The sequence below is a fragment of the Serratia sp. CY84636 genome, assembly GCF_052166245.1.
GTDB classification, from domain to species: Bacteria; Pseudomonadota; Gammaproteobacteria; order Enterobacterales; family Enterobacteriaceae; genus Serratia; species Serratia nevei.
Window position 1 is genome coordinate 475,367 of record NZ_JBJNOX010000001.1, and the last position, 16,529, is coordinate 491,895.

The following is a 16,529-nucleotide window of genomic DNA, read 5'->3' on the forward strand; positions in this document are numbered from 1 at the left end:
GAAACAAATCAAGACCTTTGCCGCTTTCGCCCGGCATATTCTGTGGTACGCTTATAGCAGGCGAGGCCCCGTTCGCGGGGCTTCGGAATCTTGTTTACAACGCAAAAGGTAACCGTCATGGACCGATATCCACGCTCTAATGGTTCAATCGTCGAACGTGCCAACAGCGGCATTCAGGCCTACATGGCGCAGGTTTACGGCTGGATGACCTGCGGTCTGCTGCTGACGGCGTTCGTTTCCTGGTATGCGGCCAACACGCCCGCGATCCTCAACTTCATCTTCTCCAGCCAGATCACCTTCTTCGGCCTGATCATCGCCCAACTGGCGCTGGTGTTCGTGATTTCCGGCATGGTCAACCGCCTGAGCGGCGCGGTGGCCACTTCGCTGTTCATGCTGTACTCAGCGCTGACCGGGCTGACGCTGTCGAGCATCTTCATCGCCTACACCTACAGCTCGATCGCCAGCACCTTCGTGGTCACCGCCGGCATGTTCGGCGCCATGAGCCTGTACGGTTACACCACCAAGCGCGATCTGAGCGGCTTCGGCAGCATGCTGTTCATGGCGCTGATCGGCATCGTGCTGGCCTCGCTGGTGAACATCTGGCTGAAAAGCACCGCGCTGATGTGGGCGATTACCTACATCGGGGTGGTGGTGTTCGTCGGCCTGACCGCGTACGACACGCAAAAACTCAAGGCGATGGGCGAGCAGCTGAACGCCGATGATAAAGACAGCTTCCGCAAGTACGCCATCGTCGGCGCGCTGACGCTGTATCTCGACTTCATCAACCTGTTCCTGATGTTGCTGCGTATCTTCGGCAACCGTCGCTAAATCCGTGGCCTTTCAAGCAGTAGCTTGAAATCCACAGGACTTACCGGGCTCTGCATGTGACATGCAGAGCTTTTTTTATGCGATTTTGCGGCGGAACAGCGCGTAGGCGGCGCTGCCGGTGGTGGCGGTGATCACCAGCAGCGGCCACAGGCTGTGCCAGATGATGTCGAAGCTGGCGTCCTTCAGGTAGATCTGCTTGGTGATGTCGGTGAAGTGGCGTATCGGGTTGACCCAGGTCAGATCCTGCAGCCACACCGGCATATTCTCCACCGGCGAGACGTAGCCCGAGAGCAGGATCGCCGGCATCATGAACACGAACACGCCGATGAACGCCTGCTGCTGAGTGGCGCACAGCGACGAGATCAGCAGGCCGAAACCGACCAGCGACAGCCCGTAGATCAGCATGGTGGCATAGAACAGCAGCAGCGATCCGGCGAACGGGATCTGGTACAGGAAGATGCCGATCAGCAGCACGATGCTGGCCTGGAAGCTGGCGACGATCAGCGCCGGCACCGCCTTGCCGATAAAGATCTGCCAGGTGGTGAGCGGCGAGACCAGCAGCTGTTCCAGCGTGCCCTGTTCGCGTTCGCGCGCCACCGACAGCGAGGTGACGATCAGCACGCCAATGGTGGTGATCATGGCGATCAGCGACGGCACCACGAACCATTTATAGTCCAGATTCGGGTTATACCAATTGCGCACCACCAGCTCGCTGTTGTTGGGTTTGGCGCGGTTGCCGAGCAGCTCGTTCTGATATTCCTGCACGATCTGCTGCACGTAGTTGGCGGCGATCTGCGCGCTGTTGGAGTTGCGCCCGTCGAGCAGCAGCTGCAGCGGCGCGGTGTGGCCGGTGGCGATATCGCGCGAGAACTGCGCCGGGAAGCGGATCAGCAGCAGCGCCCGCTGGTTGTCGATGGTGGTCTTTATTTCCTGCGGGCTACGCAGCAGCAGCACATGGGAGAAGGCTTTGGCCTTGGCGAAGCGTTGGGTCAGCTCCACCGATGCCTGGCCGCTGTCCTCACTGTAGACCGCGATGGTGGCGTTGGTGACTTCCAGCGTCGCGGCGAACGGGAACAGCAGCACCTGCAGGATCACCGGCATGATCAGGATGGCGCGGGTTTGCGGATCGCGCAGCAGCGCCTGCATTTCCTTGATGATAAGCGTCAACAGACGGTGAAACATCGCTCTTTCTCCTTAATCCAGCCGGCGCTGGGTTTTCCAGGCCGTCAGGCCGATGAACACCACGGCGGAAGCGATCAGGAACAGCAGATTGATCAGCAGCACGGTGCCGACGTTGCCCGCCAGGAACAGCGTTTGCAGCGTGCTGACGAAGTAGCGCGCCGGAATGATATAGGTCACCGCACGCACGATGGCCGGCATGCTGTCGATCTGGAAGATGAAGCCGGACAGCATGATCGAAGGCAGGAAGGCGGCGTTCAGCGCCACCATCGCCGCATTGAACTGATTGCGGGTGAGGGTGGAGATCAGCAGACCCATGCCGAGGGTGCTGGCGAGAAACAGGCTGCTGATCAGCAGCAGGATCGGCAGGGAGCCGCGATAGGGCACGCCGAGCACCCACACCGCCACTGCCATGCACAGCGCCATCGCGGCCATGCCGAGGAAGTAATAAGGGATCAGCTTGGAGAGCAACAGCTCGCTGCGCGTCACCTGGGTGGACAGCAGGGCCTCCATGGTGCCGCGCTCCCATTCGCGGGCGATCACCAGCGAGGTGAGAATGGCGCCGATCACCGTCATGATGATGGTGATGGCGCCGGGAATGATGTAGTGCCGGCTGATGGCCGCCGGGTTGAACCAGTAGCGCATCTGTACGTCAATCAGCGGTTTGTCGCTGTTCCCCCGATCGGTGGCGCGCTGCTGCTGCCAAATTTGCCATACGCCCTGGGCATAGCCCTGCACGAAGTTGGCGGTGTTCGGCTCGCTGCCGTCGGTGATGATCTGGATAGGGGCGCTGTCGTGCGGGCGCGCCATGCGCTGGTCGAAATCCACCGGGATCACCACCAGGCCGCGGATCGTGCCAGCCTGCATCTGCTGGATCAGCTGTTGGCGGTTGTCGCTGATGGTCGGTTCGATATAGGGCGAGCCGGCGAACGCCTGGGCCAGATCGCGCGCGTCTTCGCTCTGCTGCTCCATCAGAATGCCCAGATGCAGCTTGCTGGAGTCCAGGTTGATGCCGTAGCCGAAGATAAACAGCAACATCAGCGGGATGACGAAGGCGATCAGGCCGCTGCTGGGATCGCGCAGTATCTGCCGCGTTTCCTTCAGGCACAGCGCGCGCAGCCGGCGCCAGGAGAAGCCGCCGTCGTCGATTGGGGTGCGGTTATCGCTCACCGTGATTCCTCCTCATCGTAACCCTGCACCAGCTCGATAAACGCCTGCTCCATCGAGGGGTTGGGATTGTCGTCGCGCGCCACCTGCTGTTTGAGCTCGTCCGGCGTGCCGGCAGCGATGATCTTGCCGCGGTACACCAGGCCGATGCGGTCGCAGTACTCCGCTTCGTCCATAAAGTGGGTGGTCACCATCACCGTGACGCCCTTGTCGACCATGCCGTTGATGTGCAACCAGAACTCGCGCCGCGTCAGCGGATCGACGCCGGAAGTCGGTTCGTCGAGGAACAGGATATCCGGTTCGTGCATCAGCGCGCAGGCCAGCGCCAGGCGCTGTTTGAAGCCGAGCGGCAGCGCGTCCGGCGTCTGATTGAGGATCGGCGCGAAGTTGAAGGCGCGCGACATCTCGTCGATTTTGTCGCGCTGCGCCTTGCCGCTCAGGCCGTAGACGCCGGAGAAGAACTTCAGGTTCTGCGCCACCGTCAGGTTGCCGTACAGCGAGAATTTTTGCGCCATGTAGCCGAGGCGCTGGCGCGCCTGGCCGGAGCTGGTCTTGAGATCCATCCCCAGCACCAGCGCCTTACCGCTGGAGGGGATCAGCAGGCCGCACATCATTTTAAAGGTGGTGGACTTGCCGGCGCCGTTCGGCCCGAGCAGGCCGAAAATTTCGCCGCGCCGCACCTGGAAATCAACGTGATCGGTAGCGGCGAAGTCGCCGAATTTTTTGGTCAGCTGCACCGCTTCGATCACCGTTTCACCGCTTTCGCCGTTGACGGTCGGCATGATCTCCGCCAGCGCCGAGCGGTGGTTGGGGCCGCCGCCGAGCAGATCGATAAACGCATCCTCGAAGCGCGGATCCGCTTCGTCCAGTTCGGCCTCCGGCAGATCCAGCGCCTGCAACAGCTGCCGGTGATCTTCGCCTTCCTTCAGAATCAGGCGCAGATACTTGCCCTGGATCACCCCATCGGTGACCGCCGGCAGGCAGATCGCCCGCTGCAGAAGCGATCGATGGCTGCCGGGGGGCGCGGCGATCAACACCGTGCGCCCGGCCATACGGCGGGTCAGCTCCTGCGGTGCGCCGCTGAACAGCAGCTCGCCCTCGTTGAGCAGCAGCACTTCGCGGCACTGTTCGGCCTCATCGAGATAAGAGGTGCTCCACAGGATCAGCATGCCGTCGTTGGCCAGTTCGTGCACCATGCGCCACAGCTCGCGGCGCGAGATCGGGTCGACGCCGACGCCCGGCTCATCCAGCAACAGCACCTGAGGTTCGCCCACCAGCGTGCAGGCCAGGCCGAGTTTCTGCTTCATGCCGCCGGACAGCTTGCCCGCCAGGCGCTCGGTGAAGCGGGTCAGATCGGTGAATTTCAACAGCCGCTCGAAGGTCTGGCGGCGAAGATCGCCGGTGACGCCGCGCAGATCGGCGTACAGCGTCAGGTTCTCCATCACCGTCAGATCCTCATACAACCCGAACTTCTGCGGCATGTAGCCGAGGATCGCGTGCAGTTGACGATCCTGCGCGATCGGATCCAGCCCGGCGACCCGCAGTTTGCCGCTGCTGGGCTGCAGCAGCCCGGCCAGCATGCGCAGCAGGGTGGTTTTGCCGGCGCCGTCCGGGCCGACCAGCCCGATCACCGCGCCGCTGCGCAGGGTGGTGGTCAGGCTGGCGACCGCCGGTTTCTCAAGCGACGGGAAGCGCTTCTCCAGCCCTTCCAGCTCAATGGTGTGCGCCTGTTCCATGGCTGGCCTCAGGGTTTGGCGAAGCGCAGGGTGACCGGCATGCCCTGGCGCAGCGCGTCGTCGGCGTCGGTGACGATCACCCGCAGGCGGTACACCAGATCGGTGCGCAGATCCGGCGTTTCAACGCTTTTCGGCGTGAATTCCGCGGTCGGCGAGACGAAACCGATCTTGCCGTGGTAAGGCTTGTCGGGGCGGCCGTCGGTGTAGATCTCCAGTTCGGTGCCGGGGACCGCCTGGTTCAGGCGGGTTTCGTTGACGTAGGCGCGCACCCACACCGGCCGGGTCAGCGACAGGGTGAAGACCGTGCCGCCGGCGCCGAGCATGGTGCCCGGCTCCACCGCACGGGTCAGTACCGTACCGGCGGAAGGGGAGACCAGCGTGGCGTCTTGCAGGTTCAACTGCGCCTGTGCCAGCGCCGCCTCGCTCTGCGCCACGTCGGCCTTGGCCTGTTCGATTTCTTGCGGGCGGTTGCCGCTGAGGTATTGCGACAGCTTGTCTTTCGCCGCCTGCAGGTTGGCCTGCGCCTGATTGCGGGCGGTGCGCGCATCCTCCAGCGCGTCGGCGGAGGTGGCGTTTTTCGCCCACAACCCCTGCTGGCGTTTCAGGAAGCTGTCGGCGTAGGCGAAGGCGGACTGGCGCTGCGCCATTTCCGACCGTACCTGGGCGATCTCTTCGCTGCGGTAGCCGGCCTGCAGCAGCGACAGCTTGGCGCGCGCGCTGCCGACGTTGGCTTCGGCCTGCTGCAGCGCGTTGCGGTAGGGCGCGTCGTCCAGTTTGCCGAGCAGCTGGCCCGGCTGAACGGCATCGCCTTCATCCACCGTCAGCGACGCCAGGCGGCCATCGACGCGAAAGCCGAGGTTCACCGTGCGGATGTCGACGTTGCCGTACAGCGTCAGCGGCTTATCCTGCTGTTGTTGGTAATGCCATACCCCGTAAGCGGCGGCCGCGATCAGCAGAATTAACAACACGATCAAGGCACTGCGTTTTTTGTTCATAACACTCCCTGCCTGAATTTACGCGCCGTGACGTTGGCGCAGCCCGGTAACCAGAATCTCAATATGTTCGCTCAGCACGGCGCCGATCTGCGCCGCTTCGTCCTCGCCAATGGCTTGCCAGCCGGCCTGGCGGCGGATGGTTTCGCGCGCCACGCGAAACGACAGCACCTCGCCGATCAGCGCATGGGTATGCAGCACGAGGCGGGTCGCCTGGTCGTCGATGCCGGTCGCGGCCGCCAGCAGGCGGCATAGCCGCGCGTGCATCGGCGCGATCACCTGGCGGTGGATCAGCGGGTAGGCCTCGGTCGGGGCGAGCTGTTCGCGCGACATGATTTTGCTCAGGTTCAGCGTGTGCGGCTGGGTCATCAGTTCGCTGAAGGCCAGCAGGCCACGCTGCAGCAAACGCAGCGCCGCGTCGGGTGAGCGCTGCGCGGCGGACTGTTGCCAGAAGCGATCGACCTCCTCGGCCAGCGGGGCGAACGCCTGCTGGATGAAATCGGCGAGCGACTGCGCCACGGCCAGGTACAGCCCCTCTTTGGAGTTGAAGTAATAGGTGATGGCGGCGATATTCTGGCCGGCCCGTTGGGCGATGTCGCGGGTGGTGGCGCCCTGCAGGCCGCATTCGCCGAACAGTTCGGTCGCCGCGGCGAGCAGCTGCCGGCGCGTTTGCTCGCCGCGCGCTCGGCCGGCGGCCTGATGAGGGACGGAAGCTGGCATGGGGCACGCTCAAAGTTAATCAATCATATGATTAACTTTATGCCAGATTGTTTAAAACGCAACCGCTAATCACAATGAGTTATGTGATCGGCTTCAGACAATGCTGAATTTACGGCAGATTGTGCTCTGGGTGCGTAAAAGTGCTTTTTATTGCGCGACTTCTGTTACAATCGCCGCCTGGTGCACTGCAGTTTGTGCCAATCCCTCGTGGTCATGCTTAATGCCCCGTCTGATCATCCTCCCAGGAAACTGCACCGAACACCGTTAGGTTAGGGGGGATCTGGAGTTTTTCTCTTTATGTCATTTGAAACCCTCGGCTTAAGTGCTGAAATTGTGCGCGCTGTTGAAGAACAGGGCTATCGCGAACCGACGCCAATTCAGCGTCAGGCTATCCCTGTCGTGCTGGAAGGTCGTGACCTGATGGCCAGCGCCCAGACCGGCACCGGTAAAACCGCCGGTTTTACCCTGCCGCTGTTGCAGCTGCTGAGCAAGCATGACCATCCGGTCAAGGGCCGTCGCCCGGTGCGCGCGCTGATCCTGACGCCAACCCGTGAGCTGGCGGCGCAGATCGGCGAAAACGTCGATGCCTACAGCAAACACCTGCGCCTGCGTTCGCTGGTGGTGTTTGGCGGCGTGAGCATCAACCCGCAGATGATGAAGCTGCGCGGCGGCGTCGATATCCTGGTGGCAACGCCGGGCCGTCTGCTGGATCTGGAACATCAGAACGCGGTTGACCTGTCCAAAATCGAAATTCTGGTGCTGGACGAAGCGGACCGCATGCTGGACATGGGCTTTATCCACGACATCCGCCGCGTGCTGGCCAAGCTGCCGGCCAAGCGTCAGAACCTGCTGTTCTCCGCGACCTTCTCCGACGACATCAAGGCGCTGGCCAACAAGCTGCTGCACAACCCGGCTTCGGTAGAAGTGGCGCGCCGCAACACCGCGTCTGAGCAGATCGAGCAGAGCGTGCACTTCGTCGACAAGAAGCGTAAGCGGGAACTGCTGTCGCAGATGATCGGCGAAGGCGACTGGAAACAGGTGCTGGTGTTTACCCGCACCAAGCACGGCGCCAACCACCTGGCGGAACAGCTGAACAAAGACGGTATCACCGCAGCGGCGATCCACGGCAACAAGAGCCAGGGGGCCCGTACCCGTGCGCTGGCCGACTTCAAAGACGGCCGCATCCGCGTGCTGGTGGCGACCGACATTGCGGCGCGCGGCCTGGATATCGACCAGCTGCCGCACGTGGTGAACTACGAGCTGCCTAACGTGCCGGAAGACTACGTGCACCGCATCGGCCGTACCGGCCGCGCGGAGCGCACCGGCGAAGCTATCTCGCTGGTGTGCGTGGATGAACACAAGCTGCTGCGCGACATCGAGCGGCTGCTGAAGCGTGAAATTCCACGCATCGCGCTGCCGGGCTACGATCCGGATCCGACCATCAAGGCCGAGCCGATCATCAACGGCCGTCAGGGTGGCGGACGCGGCGCCCCGCGCGGCAACGGCGGTGGCCAGCGGTCCGGTAACGGTGGCGGTCAGCGTGAAAACCGCGGCAACGGCAACGGTAACGCCCGCCCGCAGGGTGATGGCCAGCGCCGTTCCGGCGCACCGGCTTCGCGTCGCCCACGCAACCGCAAACCGGCTGAATAAGCCTGATTGCTCAAAGAGTAAGCCGCCGATACGGGCGGCTTTTTTTTTGCCTGGCGGAACGGCATTTTCGTACTAGGCTGGACGGTGGCTAACCCTACATTCCAGGAGACGGAGATGAAATTGAAGTGCGCAATTCTCGATGATTACCAGCAGGTGGCGCTCAAGATGGCAGACTGGTCGGCGCTGGCCGATCGGGTGGAGGTGTCCGCCATCAGCGCGCACTTTACCGATGAGACGGAGCTGGCGGTGCATCTGCAGGAGTGCGACATTCTGGTCATCATGCGCGAGCGCACGCCGATGACCGCCTCGCTGCTGGCGCGGCTGCCGAAGCTGAAGCTGCTGATCACCTCCGGCATGCGCAACGCTTCTATCGATTTGGCCGCCGCCGCCGAGCGCGGCGTAGTGGTGTGCGGCACCCGCAGCGGGGCGGCGGCGCCGATGGAGCTGACCTGGGCGCTGCTGCTCGGGCTGGCGAAGCATATCGTGCCGGAAAGCGTCGGGCTGAAAAACAACGGCCCGTGGCAGCGGGGTCTCGGCGTTACCCTGCAGGGGAAAACGCTGGGGCTGCTGGGGCTGGGCAAGATCGGCGGCCAGATGGCCCGGGTGGCGCAGGCGTTCGGCATGCGGGTGTTGGCCTGGAGCCAGAACCTGACGGCGGAACGGGCGGCGCAGGAGGGGGCCCTGCTGGCGCCGTCCAAACGGGCGCTGTTCGAGCAGAGCGATTTTGTCTCTATCCACCTGGTGCTGAGCGATCGCAGCCGCGGGCTGGTGGGGCGCGACGAATTGACGGCGATGAAGCCCACCGCTTACCTGATCAACACCTCGCGTGCGGCGATCGTCGATCGGGCGGCATTGGTGGACGTGCTGCAACAGCGGAAGATCGCCGGCGCCGGGCTGGACGTGTTCGAGACGGAGCCGCTGCCGGCCGACGATGCGTTTCGTCAGCTGCCCAACGTGCTGGCCACCCCGCATGTGGGCTACGTGGCGGACGACAACTACCGCGCCTATTTCACCGAGGCGGTCGAGGACATTGCGGCGTTCCTCGCCGGCCAACCTATCCGCCGGCTGGGCTGACGGCGCTTTTAATGCCCGCAGAGGCTTGTCTGGCGCGGGCATTCACCCGTATCATTGCGGGTCTTTTTTTAGCTGGGATTGGTCATGCGCGTATTATTGGCTCCGATGGAGGGCGTTCTCGATTCTTTGGTGCGTGAGTTGCTCACCGACGTGAACGACTACGATCTGTGCATCACCGAATTTCTGCGCGTGGTCGATCAGCTGCTGCCGGCCAAATCGTTCTACCGGCTGTGCCCGGAACTGCGCCACGCCAGCCGCACGCCGTCGGGCACGCTGGTGCGGGTACAGCTGCTGGGGCAGTACCCGCAGTGGCTGGCGGAGAACGCCGCGCGCGCGGTGGAATTGGGTTCTTACGGCGTCGATCTCAACTGCGGCTGCCCGTCCAAGCTGGTGAACGGCAGCGGCGGCGGGGCGACGCTGCTCAAAGATCCTGAGTTGATCTACCAGGGCGCCAAAGCGATGCGCGCGGCGGTGCCGGCCCATCTGCCGGTCACGGTAAAGGTGCGCCTGGGCTGGGACTCCTCCAGCCGCAGCTTTGAAATCGCCGATGCGGTGCAGCAGGCGGGCGCCAGTGAGCTGACGGTGCACGGCCGCACCAAAGAGGACGGCTATAAGGCGGATCGCATCAACTGGGCGGCGATCGGCGAGATCCGTCAGCGGCTGAGCATCCCGGTGATCGCCAACGGCGAGATCTGGGATTACCAGAGCGCGCAGGATTGCCTGCAGGCGACCGGCTGTGACGCCATCATGCTGGGGCGCGGCGCGCTCAACGTGCCAAACCTGAGCCGGGTGGTGAAGTACAACGAACCGCGCATGCCCTGGCCGCAGGTGGTTGAGCTGCTGCAAAAATACGTCCATCTGGAAAAGCAGGGCGACACCGGCCTGTATCATGTGGCGCGCATCAAACAGTGGCTGGGTTATTTGCGCAAAGAATATGACGAAGCCACCGAACTGTTCAGCGAAATACGCGCGCTGACGACATCGGGGGATATTGCGCGCGTCATCTGCCGTAGCTAAAAATAAACCCGCACGCGGCGGGTTTATTTAAATCGGTATTATCAGGCGGCTTTGTCGAGACGGTTCAATTCTATCTCGATATCCTGAATGGTTTTTTCCAGCCCTTCCAGGCAGGCACCCTGTTTATTCAACAGGTCGTTAATAGCTTCGGCGAATGCCTTATTTTTGCATTCCCCCTGATCGAAGGCCAGCCAGTGTGCGGAGAGCGTTTCGGTGTTCGACTGCGCATAGTGGCGCATTTCCTTCAGCTGGGAAGCGACGTTGCGTAAATTATCCAGCTGCGCCTGTGCGTTTGCATTGTTGCTCATGAATTTCTCCTTGAGTTGGCCGTTAAATAATTTCGACTGCGGGATTAAGCTTACCCCATCTAAATAAAAATATCATCCTTGGTGGCCCAGGTGGTTATTTTTTAATGAATACGGATATATTTATTTCTCGGCTGAACAAGGACTTGGAAGGAATTGTAAAAATAGATAAATACGGTTTTTTGGGTGGTTATTTACGGTCATTCCATGAGGAATGACCGTTATTCTAACGCTTAAGAGTGATGCTTATTATGCCGCGTCCGCCAGCATAAACATGCCGTAGGGGTGAATTTCCAGATAATACTGTTCGCCGATGTTGGGCTGCAGGCGGGTGGCGTTGACCTGCAGCAAAATCTGCTGCCCATGCCACGCCACCGTGACTTCATACTGCGGCCCCATATAGGCGACATGCTGGATCACGCAGCGCTGGCTTTCCTCGCCGTGCTCGCTCAGCGTGATCGCTTCCGGCCGCACGCCCACCGTACCGGCGCCTTCGGTGGCAAAGTGCGCGGGGCGCGGCAGGCGATAGCCGCTGATATCGACATAGTCCGCGCTGAAGCCGGCCGGGAACAGGTTAGCGTCCCCCATAAAGCTCGCCATAAAGCGCGACGCCGGCTGCCGATAGAGATCCTGCGGCGAGCCTATCTGCATGATATGCCCCTTGTTCATCACCAGCACGGTGTCTGAGACCGCGAAAGCCTCGCTCTGATCGTGAGTGACGTACAGCGACGTGATATCAAACTGCTTTTGCAGTTCGCGGATCTTTTCGCGCATGCTGCGGCGCAGGTTGGCGTCGAGGTTGCTCAACGGCTCGTCGAACAACAGCACTTTCGGCTTGAGGATCAGCGCGCGCGCCAGCGCCACGCGCTGCTGTTGGCCGCCGGAGATCTGATCGACATAGCGATCGTCGAACCCTGCCAGATCCACCATCGCCAGCGCTTCCTGCACGCGCGCTTTCACTTCGGCGCGCGGAATGCCGAGCATCTTCAGCCCATAGCCGACGTTTTCTCCCAGCGACATGTGCGGGAACAGGGCATAAGACTGAAACACCATGCAGATGTCACGCTGCTGGATGGAACGATGGGTAACGTCTTCACCATCAATGAATATTTGCCCGTCGCTCGGTTTCTCCAGCCCGGCGACCAGGCGCAAAATGGTGGTCTTGCCGCAGCCGGAAGGGCCGAGCAGCGTTACCATCTGCCCCCGAGGGATGGTGAGCGTGATGTTATCGATCACCGTGTTGCTGCCGAACCGTTTGGAGACGTTGCGCAGTTCAACGAAATTTTTCTGGCTCATCATGGGCTCCATTACGCCTGGTTTTTGGCTTTTGAACGGGAGATGCGTGCCTCGCCGATCAGCCAGTCAAAGAGGAAAATAATCGCCAGCATCACCACGATCAGAATTGAACCGTAGGCGATCGCCACGCCGTATTCGCCGTCTTCCACGCGGTTGAGGATGTAGGCGGTGGCCACGCGGGTATCGGGCGTCACCAGGAAAACGATGGCGCTGACGGTGGTGATGGCGCGCACGAAGCTGTAGATCAGCGCCGACAGGATCGCCGGGCGCAGCAGCGGCAGCAGGATGTGCGTAATGGTGCGCAGCGAGCCGGCGCGCAGGCTGAGCGAGGCTTCGTCCAGCGATTTGTCTATCTGGCCCAGCCCGGCGATCCCGGCGCGAATGCCCACCGGCACGTTGCGCATCACCATCGAGATAATCACGATGGCGGCCGTCCCGGTGAGGTACACCGGCGCGCTGTTGAAGGCGAGAATGTAAGAGACGCCCGCCACGGTGCCCGGCACCGCAAAGCACAGCATGGTGGTGAACTCGATGGTCTTTTTGCCCCTGAACTGCTGGCGCACCACGATCCAGGCGATCAGCAGGCCGAAGGCGGCGGTGATCGGCGCAGCGATCCCGGCGTACAGCAGCGTGTCGAGCAGCGAAGGCCACGCGCCGTCGCTCATGCCCTGGCCGAACAGCTTGATGAAGTTATCCAGCGTCAGCGTGTAATCCACCCCCCAGTTGACGGTGAAGCTGCCGTAGAAAATGCTGCCGTAGAGCAGGGCGTTAAAGGCTATCCACACCGCCAGCAACGCGATCACGCCCCACACCAGCGTGACCGGCAGCGGCTGTACGTCGCCGCGATAGGATTTGCCGGACACGGTGACGTAGGAACGCTTGCCGATCCACAGGTACTGGATGCAGAACACCAGCAGCGAGAACAGCAGCAGGAAGGCGCCGAGGGTGCTGGCGGCCTGATAGTCGAGCTGCGAGCCGGTGATGTAGAAATAGATTTGCGTTGCCAGCACGTCGAAGTTGCCGCCGAGCACCAGCGGGTTGCTGAAGTCGGCCAGCGATTGCACCACCACGATCAGAAACGCGTTGGCCAGCGCCGGTTTCAGCAGCGGCACGAACACGCCGTTAAAGGTTTGCCAACGGCTGGCGCGCAGGGTGTAGGAGGCTTCTTCCAGCGAAGGATGAATGGTCTTGATCGCGCCGTCGAGGATCATGAACGCCATCGGCGTGAACGCCAGCACCTGCGCCAGCCAGATGCCGGTAAAGCCGTACAGCCAGTTGGTGTTGGTCAGGCCGAACCAGGCCACCATCCACTCGGTGACGTAGCCGGAGCGCCCCATCATCAGCGTGACGCCCAGGCCGACGACGAACGGCGGCGTGACGATGGGCAGGATGGAGAAGATGCGGCCGATAATGGCGCTGCGCTTGGCGATGCGAGTGGTGTAAATCGCCAGCACCAGGCCGAAGAAGGTGCAGCCGGCGCCGACCGCGATCGACAGGGCGATGGAGTTGAGGATCACCTGAACGATATGCGCCTGCGACAGCACGTTCATAAACGCCAGCGGCGCGAATGCCCCCGCCTGGTCGGTGAACATCGGAATGAAAATCGCGATGCTCGGCCAGACGATGAAGACGCCGATCAGCGCCACGATGGTGACCAGCGCACCGATAACGAAACGGTCGCCGCCCAGCCATTCGAGGCGGGTCAGCGCCAGCGTCATGATGGCGCCCAGCGCGGTCAATTGCACCAGAGTGGCGTAGCCTAGACCGCGCCCCGCCACCGTGGCGCTGACGACGATAAAGGCCATGCACAGCAGCGCCCAGCCGGCATCGAACGCGTGGCGCCGCCGCCGTTCACCGCCCGCCGGGGCGTAAGGGCGAAGCAGCAGCAGGCTCGGCAACAGGCACCATAGCCAGCTGACATTGCGGTGTGACCAGCCGTAGGCCGCGAGGATTTCATCGCCGGTGGACTCCAGCAGGCCGTAATCCAGGCTCCAGCTCGGCAGCAGGGCGAACGCCAGCCAGCCAAGCAAGACCCAAAGGAATATCGCATCTCGTTTTTTCACGAGATGGAGTGCATGTGTATGTGACATAAGTTTCCCGGATGTTCAGGCCGGGTAAGGCGTGAGGCTTACCCGGCAACAGGCGCAGAATGTGGGCTTATTTACCCATCTTGACTTCGCTGACCCATTTATTGATCAGCGCCTTGCGGACCTCGGTCGAGCCGTACTTGTCCATGTCGTAGTTGATCAGCTTCAGGTCGTCGAGCTTCAGCGAGTTCGGCGAGGTAGCGGCGGTGGTGTTGGTCAGGATCTGATAGGACTTGCCTTTCTGCCATGCCAGTTCCTGCGCCTCTTTCGACAGCACCCAATCCACAAACAGCTTGGCGTTGTCGAGGTTACGTGCGCCTTTGAGGATGCTGACGCCGCCGATTTCGTAGCCGGTGCCTTCACAAGGCGAGATCAGCTCAAGCGGCGCGCCCTGTTCTTTTTCGAGTGAGTAGTCATGCAGGAAACCGATGCCGATCGCCGTTTCACCGCGGGCGGCGTTGCGCGCCGGGGCAATGCCGGACTTGGTGTACTGCGAGACGTTGGCGTTCAGCTGCTTGAGGTAATCGAAGGCCTGATCGTCTCCCCACAGCTGGGCAAAGGTCGCCAGCGCGGTATAGGCGGTGCCGGAGCTCTGCGGATCGGCGATTTGAATCTCGCCTTTGTATTCCGGCTTGGTCAGGTCTTTCCAGCACTTGGGCACCGGCAGGTTTTTCTCTTTGAGGCGCTGGGTATTGACGCCGAAGCCGAGAATGCCGACGTAGACCGCCGAGGAGTAGTTGCCTTTCAGCTTCGCCGGGTCGCGGAATTGTTGCATCACCTGGTCGAGGTTCGGCGATTTGTACGGCTGCAGCAGCCCCATTTCACCGGCCTGGGATTGCGGATCGAGCGTGCCGCCGTACCAGACGTCCGCCTGCGGGTTTTTCTTCTCGGCGTCCACTTTCGCCAGCGTGCTGCCGGAGCCGTTGCGGATGAACGAGGTTTTCACGTCATATTTCTCGCCGAAGGCTTTGGTCTCCGCTTCGCACATTTCATTGGTGGCGCTGCAGTAAACCACCAGGCGGCCCTTGGCGTGCGCGGCGCCGCTCAGCGTGGCCAGCGCGATGCCGGAAGCTATCAGAGTCGTGACCCACATTTTTTTCATTGTTTTATCCTTCTCTCGGTAGAGGTGGCGACGCTCGCCATCAGCAGCGGCATCAGCAATAAACCCATAAGAACGGCGGCGATCGACAGCAAACTGAACATGCCTGACCAGCCGTAGCCTTCGATGACCTGCGACAGCGGCCAGCCCGCCAGCGCTGCTCCCAGGTAGGCGAACAGGCCGAGAAAACCGGTGATGGAGCCCGCTGCGCCTTTGTGCCCGCATTCCACGGCGGCGAGGCCAATCAGCATCTGCGGGCCGAAGACAAAAAAGCCCACCGTAAAGAAACAGCCCGCCAGCAGCGCGTAGTGATGCACCGGCGCCAGCCACAGCGCGGCGACGGAAACCATCAGCCCGAGCGTGAACAGCAAAATCATCGGCGCGCGCTGCCCGCCGAACAGCACATCCGAACCCCAGCCGGCGAACAGCGCGCCGAGCAGGCCGCCTATCTCGAACAGCATCACCGTGGCGTTGGCGCTGAGCAGGTTGACGCCGTGGCTTTCCGTCAGCCAGAGATTGCCCCAGTCGTTCAACGCGATGCGGATCAGGTAGACCAGCACGTAAGAGACGCCGAGCAGCCAGATCATCGGGTTCTTCAGCATCGTGGTGCGCAACATCTGCCACAGCCCCATCGGCGGGCTTTGCTGTTCCTGGCGCAGCTCCAGCGGATCGTGGCGCCACTGGCCGACCGACGGCAGGCCTTCTTCCTGCGGCGTGCCTGTCAGCTGCTGCGTGAGCCAGAGGCCCAACACCATGCTGACGGCGCCCGGGATCAGCATCGCCGCCTGCCAGCCCCAGCGCTGGGCAGCGAAGGCGCTGATCAGCGGCACGATCGCGCCGCCGAGGTTGATCGACATGTTCCAGCAGCCCCACCAGAAGCCGCGCTCGTTGCGCGAATACCAGTGGGTCAGCAGCCGCGCGCAGGGCGGCCAGCCCCAGCCCTGAAAGAAGCCGTTCAGCGCCCAGACCGCCAGCAGCAGCGTCAGCGATTCGCCGAAGGCAAACGCCACGTTCAGCAAGCCGGTGGCGAACAGGCCGATCCCCATAAACCTGCGCTGCCCGTGGCCGTCGTGCCACAGCCCGGCGGCGAATTTCGACAGGCCGTAGCTCAGGTAAAACAGCGAGCCGAGCAGGCCGATGTCCCCTTTATCCAGGCCCAAATCCGTTTGCAGCGCCGGCAGCACGTAATTCACGCTTTTGCGCGTCAGGTAAAAGGCGGCGTACCCGATGACCATGTACAGCAGCAGTCGCGGGCGCAGCGCGCGGTAACGATGATCGATTTCAGATGCCGAGCGTGCCTGCATAGCCGCCTCCCTGGTGGTGACTATAAGAAGGTGAAAGGGAAAGGGGATGAGATAAAGTCCGGAGTGGCTAAGACT

Annotated in this window: 14 protein-coding genes; 4 read left to right on the plus strand and 10 right to left on the minus strand. The window is 62.1% G+C overall.

Annotated features, from left to right (window positions below; all coding sequences use genetic code 11):
* Nucleotides 1-117 precede the first annotated feature (117 nt).
* Nucleotides 118-828, plus strand: a complete 711-nt coding sequence (locus ACJ8QI_RS02415; protein WP_033637508.1) for a Bax inhibitor-1/YccA family protein — start codon at nucleotides 118-120, stop codon at nucleotides 826-828.
* A 75-nt stretch (nucleotides 829-903) separates the two neighbouring features.
* Here ACJ8QI_RS02415 and ACJ8QI_RS02420 read toward each other — a convergent pair whose 3' ends face one another.
* Genes ACJ8QI_RS02420 through cecR form a run of 5 tightly spaced genes read right to left on the minus strand, consistent with a single transcriptional unit; the run spans nucleotide 904 to nucleotide 6,622 of the window.
* Nucleotides 904-2,010 carry an ABC transporter permease gene (locus tag ACJ8QI_RS02420; RefSeq protein WP_442532018.1) on the minus strand — a complete coding sequence of 369 codons (1,107 nt, stop codon included), beginning with the start codon at nucleotides 2,008-2,010 and terminating at the stop codon, nucleotides 904-906.
* A 12-nt stretch (nucleotides 2,011-2,022) separates the two neighbouring features.
* Nucleotides 2,023-3,177, minus strand: coding sequence for an ABC transporter permease (locus tag ACJ8QI_RS02425; RefSeq protein ID WP_038870906.1), 1,155 nt, complete (start codon nucleotides 3,175-3,177; stop codon nucleotides 2,023-2,025).
* A complete protein-coding gene (locus ACJ8QI_RS02430; protein ID WP_442532019.1) occupies nucleotides 3,174-4,910 on the minus strand; it encodes an ATP-binding cassette domain-containing protein in 1,737 nt (578 codons plus the stop codon). The genes ACJ8QI_RS02425 and ACJ8QI_RS02430 overlap by 4 nt, the downstream gene beginning before the upstream one ends.
* An 8-nt stretch (nucleotides 4,911-4,918) precedes the next feature.
* A complete protein-coding gene (gene hlyD, locus ACJ8QI_RS02435) occupies nucleotides 4,919-5,905 on the minus strand; it encodes a secretion protein HlyD (RefSeq protein ID WP_060436916.1) in 987 nt (328 codons plus the stop codon).
* A gap of 18 nt (nucleotides 5,906-5,923) precedes the next feature.
* The gene (gene cecR, locus ACJ8QI_RS02440; protein ID WP_442532020.1) at nucleotides 5,924-6,622 is read right to left on the minus strand and encodes a transcriptional regulator CecR; all 699 of its coding nucleotides are present in this window, start codon (nucleotides 6,620-6,622) and stop codon (nucleotides 5,924-5,926) included.
* Nucleotides 6,623-6,919: 297 nt separating this feature from the next.
* Here cecR and rhlE point away from each other — a divergent pair, with 297 nt between their 5' ends.
* The 3 genes from rhlE (at nucleotide 6,920) to dusC (ending at nucleotide 10,363) form a co-directional block, all read left to right on the plus strand.
* Entirely contained in the window at nucleotides 6,920-8,272 is a 1,353-nt protein-coding gene (gene rhlE / locus ACJ8QI_RS02445) for an ATP-dependent RNA helicase RhlE (protein ID WP_442532021.1), read from the plus strand.
* Nucleotides 8,273-8,386: 114 nt separating this feature from the next.
* A complete protein-coding gene (locus ACJ8QI_RS02450; RefSeq protein ID WP_442532022.1) occupies nucleotides 8,387-9,346 on the plus strand; it encodes a D-2-hydroxyacid dehydrogenase family protein in 960 nt (319 codons plus the stop codon).
* Between the two features lie 84 nt (nucleotides 9,347-9,430).
* Nucleotides 9,431-10,363 (plus strand): tRNA dihydrouridine(16) synthase DusC, encoded by a 933-nt coding sequence (dusC, locus tag ACJ8QI_RS02455; RefSeq protein ID WP_038879839.1) that lies wholly within the window; start codon nucleotides 9,431-9,433, stop codon nucleotides 10,361-10,363.
* A 41-nt stretch (nucleotides 10,364-10,404) separates the two neighbouring features.
* On the opposite strand, the gene ACJ8QI_RS02460 is transcribed toward dusC, so the two are convergent.
* The 5 genes from ACJ8QI_RS02460 to uhpC form a co-directional block, all read right to left on the minus strand.
* A complete protein-coding gene (locus ACJ8QI_RS02460; RefSeq protein ID WP_049201133.1) occupies nucleotides 10,405-10,671 on the minus strand; it encodes a hypothetical protein in 267 nt (88 codons plus the stop codon).
* A 246-nt stretch (nucleotides 10,672-10,917) separates the two neighbouring features.
* Nucleotides 10,918-11,964 carry a ferric ABC transporter ATP-binding protein gene (fbpC, locus tag ACJ8QI_RS02465; RefSeq protein WP_336843136.1) on the minus strand — a complete coding sequence of 349 codons (1,047 nt, stop codon included), beginning with the start codon at nucleotides 11,962-11,964 and terminating at the stop codon, nucleotides 10,918-10,920.
* Nucleotides 11,965-11,975: 11 nt separating this feature from the next.
* Complete coding sequence (locus ACJ8QI_RS02470) at nucleotides 11,976-14,054, minus strand: ABC transporter permease (protein WP_087762115.1); 2,079 nt, start codon at nucleotides 14,052-14,054, stop codon at nucleotides 11,976-11,978.
* A 67-nt stretch (nucleotides 14,055-14,121) separates the two neighbouring features.
* Nucleotides 14,122-15,153: an ABC transporter substrate-binding protein gene (locus ACJ8QI_RS02475; RefSeq protein WP_060438025.1), complete on the minus strand. Its 1,032-nt coding sequence runs from the start codon at nucleotides 15,151-15,153 to the stop codon at nucleotides 14,122-14,124.
* Nucleotides 15,150-16,478, minus strand: a complete 1,329-nt coding sequence (gene uhpC, locus ACJ8QI_RS02480; protein ID WP_225529591.1) for an MFS transporter family glucose-6-phosphate receptor UhpC — start codon at nucleotides 16,476-16,478, stop codon at nucleotides 15,150-15,152. The genes ACJ8QI_RS02475 and uhpC overlap by 4 nt, the downstream gene beginning before the upstream one ends.
* Nucleotides 16,479-16,529: the final 51 nt, after the last annotated feature.

Coding starts and splice junctions, on each gene's coding strand:
- cecR (WP_442532020.1), bottom strand. CDS start 6,622: ATGCCAGCTTCCGTCCCTCATCAGGCCGCCGGCCGAGCGCGCGGCGAG.
- fbpC (WP_336843136.1), bottom strand. CDS start 11,964: ATGAGCCAGAAAAATTTCGTTGAACTGCGCAACGTCTCCAAACGGTTC.
- ACJ8QI_RS02415 (WP_033637508.1), top strand. CDS start 118: ATGGACCGATATCCACGCTCTAATGGTTCAATCGTCGAACGTGCCAAC.
- rhlE (WP_442532021.1), top strand. CDS start 6,920: ATGTCATTTGAAACCCTCGGCTTAAGTGCTGAAATTGTGCGCGCTGTT.
- ACJ8QI_RS02450 (WP_442532022.1), top strand. CDS start 8,387: ATGAAATTGAAGTGCGCAATTCTCGATGATTACCAGCAGGTGGCGCTC.
- hlyD (WP_060436916.1), bottom strand. CDS start 5,905: ATGAACAAAAAACGCAGTGCCTTGATCGTGTTGTTAATTCTGCTGATC.
- ACJ8QI_RS02470 (WP_087762115.1), bottom strand. CDS start 14,054: ATGTCACATACACATGCACTCCATCTCGTGAAAAAACGAGATGCGATA.
- ACJ8QI_RS02430 (WP_442532019.1), bottom strand. CDS start 4,910: ATGGAACAGGCGCACACCATTGAGCTGGAAGGGCTGGAGAAGCGCTTC.
- ACJ8QI_RS02420 (WP_442532018.1), bottom strand. CDS start 2,010: ATGTTTCACCGTCTGTTGACGCTTATCATCAAGGAAATGCAGGCGCTG.
- ACJ8QI_RS02475 (WP_060438025.1), bottom strand. CDS start 15,153: ATGAAAAAAATGTGGGTCACGACTCTGATAGCTTCCGGCATCGCGCTG.
- ACJ8QI_RS02460 (WP_049201133.1), bottom strand. CDS start 10,671: ATGAGCAACAATGCAAACGCACAGGCGCAGCTGGATAATTTACGCAAC.
- dusC (WP_038879839.1), top strand. CDS start 9,431: ATGCGCGTATTATTGGCTCCGATGGAGGGCGTTCTCGATTCTTTGGTG.